The organism is Streptomyces sp. NPDC004752, from assembly GCF_053601275.1.
Map to the genome: position 1 here is coordinate 1 of NZ_JBSGBN010000198.1, position 7,141 is coordinate 7,141.

At 68.4% G+C, this 7,141-nt stretch carries 6 protein-coding genes; all 6 read left to right on the top strand.

Features of this window, described 5'->3' with window-relative positions; translation table 11 throughout:
• Positions 1 to 851, top strand: an 851-nt coding sequence (gene eccD, locus ACWEKM_RS43515; protein ID WP_451626840.1) for a type VII secretion integral membrane protein EccD, incomplete at its 5' end; no start/stop codon positions are given.
• A gap of 153 nt (positions 852 to 1,004) precedes the next feature.
• Positions 1,005 to 2,576 carry a type VII secretion protein EccB gene (eccB, locus tag ACWEKM_RS43520; protein ID WP_451626841.1) on the top strand — a complete coding sequence of 524 codons (1,572 nt, stop codon included), beginning with the start codon at positions 1,005 to 1,007 and terminating at the stop codon, positions 2,574 to 2,576.
• A 347-nt stretch (positions 2,577 to 2,923) separates the two neighbouring features.
• A complete protein-coding gene (locus tag ACWEKM_RS43525; RefSeq protein WP_451626842.1) occupies positions 2,924 to 3,301 on the top strand; it encodes a hypothetical protein in 378 nt (125 codons plus the stop codon).
• Positions 3,302 to 3,362: 61 nt separating this feature from the next.
• Positions 3,363 to 3,683, top strand: coding sequence for a WXG100 family type VII secretion target (locus ACWEKM_RS43530; protein ID WP_451626843.1), 321 nt, complete (start codon positions 3,363 to 3,365; stop codon positions 3,681 to 3,683).
• A gap of 144 nt (positions 3,684 to 3,827) precedes the next feature.
• Entirely contained in the window at positions 3,828 to 4,319 is a 492-nt protein-coding gene (locus ACWEKM_RS43535; RefSeq protein ID WP_451626844.1) for a type VII secretion system-associated protein, read from the top strand.
• Positions 4,320 to 4,397: 78 nt separating this feature from the next.
• Positions 4,398 to 7,141: AAWKG family protein (locus tag ACWEKM_RS43540; RefSeq protein WP_451626845.1), on the top strand; the 2,744-nt coding region annotated here is incomplete at its 3' end.

Genomic DNA, 7,141 nt, shown 5'->3' on the forward strand with positions numbered 1-7,141 from the left:
CCACCCTGTACTGGACACACGCGGGCTGGCTGGTGCCCGGCGGCACCTTCTTCGGCGACCAGGCCGACCAGGTCCTCGGCGCCAGACTGCTCGCCGCGTCCGCCGCCGCGGCGGGCGGCGCGGTGCTCGCACTCGCCGTGGTGGCGGCCTTCCCCCCGCTGTTCCTGGCCACGGCCGCGATCGCGGTGGGTGGCGCGCTCGGCGGGCTGCTACTCCTCCTGCTCGACCTGACGCCCCAGCAGGCGGCCGGGGTGACCGCCCTGGTCACCGTGTTGTTCGGGGCGTTCACACCCGCGCTGTCCTTCCGGCTCTCGGGCCTGCGCACCCCACCGCTGCCGACCAACGCCCAGCAGCTCCAGCAGGGGATCGACCCGCACCCCAGCGCCGACGTGGCCGCCCGCACCGTGGTCGCCGACGTATGGATGACCGCGCTGTTCGCGTCCGCCGGGCTGCTCAGCGTGGCCTGCATCGCCTCCCTGGTCCATCCGTTCGGCTGGCCCGGTGGGTGCATGGCCGCCGCGCTCTCGCTGCTCCTGCTGCTGCACGGCCGCGGCATGGGCAGCTTCTGGCAGCGGCTCGCGCTGATCGGCCCCGGGGTGCTGGGCGTGGCCGGTCTGGTGGTGTCCGCGGCCCTGGCGATCTCGCCCGACTCGCGGCCCGCCCTGCTCGTCGGGCTGTTCGCCACGGCGGCGGCGTGCGCCATCGCGTCCTGGACGGTGCCGGGGCGGCGGCTGGTGCCGTACTGGGGCCGGGCCGCCGAACTGCTGCACTCCGCCGCGGCGGTCAGCCTGCTGCCGCTGGCGCTGTGGATCCTCGGCGTGTACGGCTACCTGCGGGCGCTGAACCTGTGACGCCCCTCTCGGATGTCCGGCGTCCGGCTCATGAACGTCCGCTGAACGTCCGCGCCGCCCGCCTCCGCGCCGCCCGCCTCCGAGCCGCCCGCCTCCGAGCCGCCCGCCTCCGAGCCGCCCACCTCCTGAGCCAACCCTCCTAGGGAGCAAGACGTGCAGAACCGACGCGACCAGGTCCAGGCGCACATGTTCGTCATGGGGCGGCTGACCTCGGGGCTGCTGCGCACCGATCTGGACGCACCGGAGAGCCCCGTCGGCCGCACCAACCGGGGCCTGGCGATCGGGATCGTCGTAGCGCTGCTGGTGTCGGCGGGAGCCTTCGTCTTCGGCCTGATATCCCCGTCCACCACCAATTCCTGGCGGGTCTCGGGGACACTGATCGTGGACAAGGACACCGGAGCCCGCTACTTCTACCAGGACGACGAGCTGCGCCCCGTGCTGAACTACGCCTCCGCGAAGCTGCTCGCGGGGTCCCGTGGCGGCGGGCTGTCCACCACGGCGGTCGGCACCGAGTCGCTGCGGGACACCCCACGGGGGGCCGCGGTCGGCATCAGCGGCGCCCCGGACGTACTGCCGGACTCCGGCGCGCTCGCCGATTCCCGCCCCTGGCTGGTGTGTTCGGCACCCGAAGCCGGCGCGGGCAGCGCCGCCACCGTGCTCGCCGTGGCCTCGTCCACCGCCGAACGCCCGCTGCCCCACGGCAGCGCGCTGCTGGTGGCCGGCCCGTCCGGGAACCGCTTCCTTGTGTGGCAGGGCATGAGGCTGCGGATCGACACCGGCAGCAGCGCCCTGGAGGGTCTCGGCTACGGGTCGGCCGAACCCCGGAAGGTGTCCGCCGCGTTCATTGACGCCCTGCCCGCCGGTCCCGATCTGGCCCCGGTCGACGTACCCGGCCGCGGCAAGGCCGGTCCGTCGCTCGGCGGGCTCGACACCCGGATCGGACAGGTCTTCCGCACCAGTGTGCCCGGGTCCGCGCGCACCCAGTACTACCTGCTGCGCAGCGAGGGTCTGGTGCCGCTGACGAACACCGGAGCGGCGTTGCAGCTCAGCGATCCGGACACCGCCGAGAAGGCGTACGGCGGCGGCCCCGCGAGCGCGCGGCAACTGGAAGCGGGCGCGCTCAAGGGCCACTTGGCCGCCGACGACACGGACACCGGCTCAGCCACCGGCTCCACCGAGGCACTGCCCGCATCACCGCCCGCCCTCGCGGCGGTCACGGAGGACCAGGGAGTCTGTGCCGCCGTGACGCCCGGGTCCGCGGCCGGAACCGGGGTGCAGGTGGGCGTCGCGGTGGTGGCGCAGAGCGCGCTGACCCCCCTCGCTCAGCGGCCTGCCACCGGAACGACCGTGGCCTGCCTGGCCGTTGACGGCGTCGTGGTCGAGCCGGGCGGCGGCGCACTGGTCCAAGCGAGCAGTGCCACCGGTGGCGACGCCGGGGGCAGCCGGTACCTCGTCACGGACACCGGGGTGAAGTACCGGGTGCCCACGGAGAACGACGAGAAGGCCCTCGGCTACAGCGACGCCCAGGTGCGGACCGTGCCCTCGCTGCTGCTGTCGATGCTGCCGACCGGGCCGGAACTCGACGCGGCGCAGGCGGCCGTCGCGGCCTCCGCCCAGAACACGCGCAGGACACCGGCCGACAGGGAGTGCGGCGGTTCCGGATCACCGACCCCGGCACCGGACAACACGTCGCCGTCACGGGGGGCGGCAGCCGGAGCCGACTGAAAGGTCGCACCAGTTCGAGCCGCCGCAGTGAAGCCCCAACTCTCATGCAAAAGAGGGGATTTGGCGCTTCATGTGTCTCCTGTGGTACCTGGAGATGACATAGAGGTGAATGCAGGCGGAGTTGATGTTGATGCTTGCGTGCCAAAGGTAAAGAACTGTTGCATCGGTAATTTGACGCTCTTTAGGCTGGGCCCAGGAATCAAAGTGGTCGGGATTGGCGTCACGAGCTCCTCCGGTCTTCTGCGTCGGCACCTGAACCAGCGGGCGACACACCGCCGTTCGGGCGGCACGACGGTTCGACCGGGCGACAGCCGGGGGGCGACGCCGTGGAGCAGGGAAGGGGCAACATGAGCGAGACCGGCGGACAGCAGTCACAGGCGTCGTCCACCCGTAACGGGATCCTGGCGCTGGAGCAGGCGTACAGCGGCATCCAGCGCATCCTCCAGGACGTGGAGGGCACCAAGAACAACCTGTCCAAGGCCTACCAGGGTTCGGACGGCGGCGCCTACGGCAGGCTGCTCGACCTGTGGGACGACCAGGTGGTCAAGATCCTGAACAACCTCGAAGACATGATCGACAAGCTCAACACGAGCCTGGTGCAGCACGGCCTGGCCCAGGGCTCCGGCAACCAGGCCATCGACCAGGCGTTCAGCGCGAGCGAGGCAGCCTTCGACGCGCTGTCCGCTTCCGGGGCCATCCACCCCGCCACCAGCCCCGTCGTCTGATGCTCGCGGCGGGCCCCGGCGGCCCCGCCCCACTGGCACCCCCACGAGATGAGGATCACCCATGTCCGACCTGAACGACGGCTACATCCACGTCGAGTACAACCCCGTCACCAACGCCGCCGACGACATGGTCCACCAGACCCGGGCCATCGAGGGCACCCTGAGCAACCTGGAGATGGAGCTGAACGAGCTCAAGCAGACCTGGTGGGGTGAGGACGCGTCGGTCTACGAGGAGAAGCAGACGGCCTGGGACAACGCTGTCATCACCATGCAGCAGCTGCTGAACTCGCACGCCGACCTGCTGACCGACGTCTCGGGCAACTACCGGTACACGGAGCAGAACCTGAGCCAGCTCTGGTCCGAGGTGTCCATCGGCAGGTGAGCCGTGTCGTGAGAGCCACCGCCTCCGGCAGCAGCAGGGCACCGTCGGCCGGAGGCGGTACCACGACGGCGCACACCGTACGCACGGCACACACGGCATGCCGGCGCCGCGGTACCGGGGACATCCGTAGGAGGGGAAACAGCCATGGCGGACCTGAGTCACCTGGACAAGACGTCCATCCAGTCGTTCATCGACGGGGACCTGGCGACATTCATCGAGGACCTCAAGCAGATCCTTGAGGGCGACCCGTCCATGCGGGACCTGGCGGACGGCATCACCACCGAGAAGACCGTGGGAGCGATCTCCGCGGGCAAGCCGATCGTGATGGGGACCATCGACGCGGACGACCTCGTGTCCGGCGCCAGCTTCGCCGACGCGCTGGCGAAGAACATCGAGACGGTCGTCAACGTCCTGCTGGGACAGCAGGACACGTTCGACGAGATCGATGACGCCCTGCGCACGACCGTCAAGGAGCTGCTCAAGACCCAGGGCGACAACCTCGGCAAGATCGGGGCGGACAAGTTCTCCGAGATCCTGTCCGAAACCGGTTTCTCGGGCGATTCGGGCAGCGGCGATCACGGGGACTCGTCCGGCGACAAGGGGGGCGACAAGGGAAGCAAGGGCGGCGACAAGTAACGTACTCCGGGCCCTCCCGGCCCTCCCGTTCTCTCCCCCTCACCCCCACCCACCGGTTCCACCTCCGGGAGTCCTTCCATGGCCGACGAATCCGATCACTGGGCCAGAGCCGTCGAGTCGTTCACCGGCTACAAGATGCCCAAGCGCCCCGGCATGTTCGACGACGTGAAGGGCCTTGAGCCGAACGGCAACGCGCCGTTGATCTCGGTCAAGATCGAGGACCGCGAGTTCATGGAGATGACGGAGAGCGCGTACCAGCTCTACTCGGGACCGAACGTCGACGGGCACGACTTCGTGATCCACTTCTTCCTGCCGGGCAAGGAGAACCCGGACGACGTGGATGTCGACGACTACTCCGAGGACGAGCTCAAGGAGAAGATCTACCCAAGGCTCCGCAAGGTCCTCATCGACTTCGTCGGTCCGAACGGTGCGGACGTCAAGCTCAACTACCTGAACCCGTTCAGCTGGAGCGAGGGCGACAGCGACAGCTCGCTGACCGGGATGAATCACCCCATGGGCCGGTACATCCAGGGCGCGGGGAGCGTGCTGTACAAGCTCGGATACCGGGGTATCACGACCCACAACGACATCGACTTCTCGTCCAACGGCCAGACGGTGGACGTGTCCCAGGCCATGGACTTCGAGTCCTTCACCACGACGGCCCAGGCGTACGACCGGGTGGCCAAGTTCTTCCTGGACCACGCCGAGACGCTCAAGCAGTGGAAGGAGTCCCTGGGCGAGGACACCGCGGCCTGGAAGGGCAAGGCGGCCGAGGTGTTCGCCGATCTCATCGACGGACTGCACAAGAACTACAGCGGGTTCGCCGACCAGATGCACCCCAAAGGCTTCTCCGCCAAGCATGAGTCGATGTGGGACTACTACGCGTCGTCGAGCCTGCAAGGAGACGCGATCCTGGGCGCAGGCAACGCCGTCTTCGTCGCGATTCGTGACCTGTACCAGGCGTGGACCGACTGGGAGAGCGGAACCAACGCCGACTGGACCAACTTGAGCACCGGCGAGGACCCCGTGGAGTTCCTGCCGGGGCTCGGCAGCCCCTACGGCATCCTGTTCTCGATGCTGGAATCGGCCCAGACCTGGGCCTACAACCACAACGCCAGGTTCGCCGTGAAAGCCACAAAGGAAAGTACCGAGTCGACGTACTACGGCGGCAACACCAGCGGCTCCGGCAGCTGGAAGGATTCAAAGACGACGACGCACTTCTACGTGCTGAGGCCCGAGGCCGAACTGGTCATCCCCGGGCTCGGCTGGCTCAACGACGTCTCCACGTGGGCCGGTCTGGGCACCAGGGCGGTCGAATCCTGGAACAAGGGCGTGGAGGAACACCTGGCTCCCACGGCCAACAAGGCGCTGTCGAGCGTCAACAACGCCTTCATCGAGGCGCGCCGCGTCATCGACGAGGTCCTGGAACCCAAGGTCACCAACTACTTCGGCGGGTCGGGCGGGAGCGGCTCCGGTAGCGGCAAAGACGGTGCTCAGGACGCGATCGACAAGGCGGGCAAGGCCGCGCAGGACGCGATCGACAAGGCGAACAAGGCGGCGCAGGCGGCCATCGACAAGGCGAATGAGGCCGCGGAGAAGGCCAGGGCCGAGGCCGAGGCGGCGATCAAGAAGGCCAACGAGCAGGCAGAAAAGGCCGTCAACGACGCCAACAACAGGGCCGACGAGGCCGTTGACAAGGCGAATGAGGCCGCGGAGAAGGCCAGGGCAGACGCGGAGAAGGCGGCCAAGGACGCCAACAACCAGGCGAAGTCGGCGATCGACGAGGCCAAGAAGCAGGCCGACGAGTCGAATGCCGATGCCAAGACGGCGATCAACGAGGCCAACTCCCAGGCCGACAAGGCCATCAAAGACGCCCACAACGACGCCAGCAAGTCCGCCGACGAGGCCAACTCCCGTGTCAAGACGGCGATCGACGAGGCCAACTCCCAGGCGGACAAGGCCCTCAAGGACGTCCACAACGACGCCAACAGTTCCGCCGACCAGGCCAACTCCGACGCCAAGACGGCGATCGACGCGGCGAACGAGAAGGCCAACAAGGCCATTGACGAGGCCAACAACCAGGCGAAGTCCGTCATCGACCAGGCCAACAATCAACTCCAGGGCGGCAACCATCAGTCCGGTGTCCCGCTCGGACCCACCAGCAGCTTCGTCACCTCCGCGCCGCCGGCGGACCGCACCTCCGGCGGCTCCCGCGGGCGCAACGACGGCGTCTCCGTGCACAACCCCGACGGCAGTGAGACGATCACCTACTCCGACGGCACCAAGGTGACCACCGGCCCGGACGGAACGGTCACCCAGACCGACCCCGACGGGTCCGTGACCGTCATCAAGCCGGACGGCTCCGTGCAGAAGACGGGCCCGAACGGCGAGGTCACCAACCTTCCGGGCGACCACACGACCATTTCCGGCCCCAGCGGTCAGATCACCACGTCCCCGGACGGCAAGACCACCGTTTCGGGCCCGAGCGGTGAGATCACCAGGCATCCGGACGGTTCGACAAGCGTGAACGGCCCGAGCGGCCGTACGACGACGTCCTCGGACGGCACGGTCACCGTGACGGGCCCGGACGGCATCAAAACGGTGACGCATCCGGACGGCAGCACAAAGGTGACGTTCCCGGACGGCAGTACGACCACTACGGGGCCGGATGGCAGTAGGACGGTGACGCATCCGGATGGCAGTACCAAGGTGACGTTGCCGGATGGGAGTACGACCACTACGGGGCCGGATGGCAGTAGGACGGTGACGCATCCGGATGGCAGTACCAAGGTGACGTTGCCGGATGGGAGTACGACCACTAC

Excerpts from the sequence above, each read along its gene's own strand:
- ACWEKM_RS43525 (WP_451626842.1), top strand. The coding sequence starts at position 2,924 with ATGAGCGAGACCGGCGGACAGCAGTCACAGGCGTCGTCCACCCGTAAC.
- ACWEKM_RS43530 (WP_451626843.1), top strand. The coding sequence starts at position 3,363 with ATGTCCGACCTGAACGACGGCTACATCCACGTCGAGTACAACCCCGTC.
- ACWEKM_RS43535 (WP_451626844.1), top strand. The coding sequence starts at position 3,828 with ATGGCGGACCTGAGTCACCTGGACAAGACGTCCATCCAGTCGTTCATC.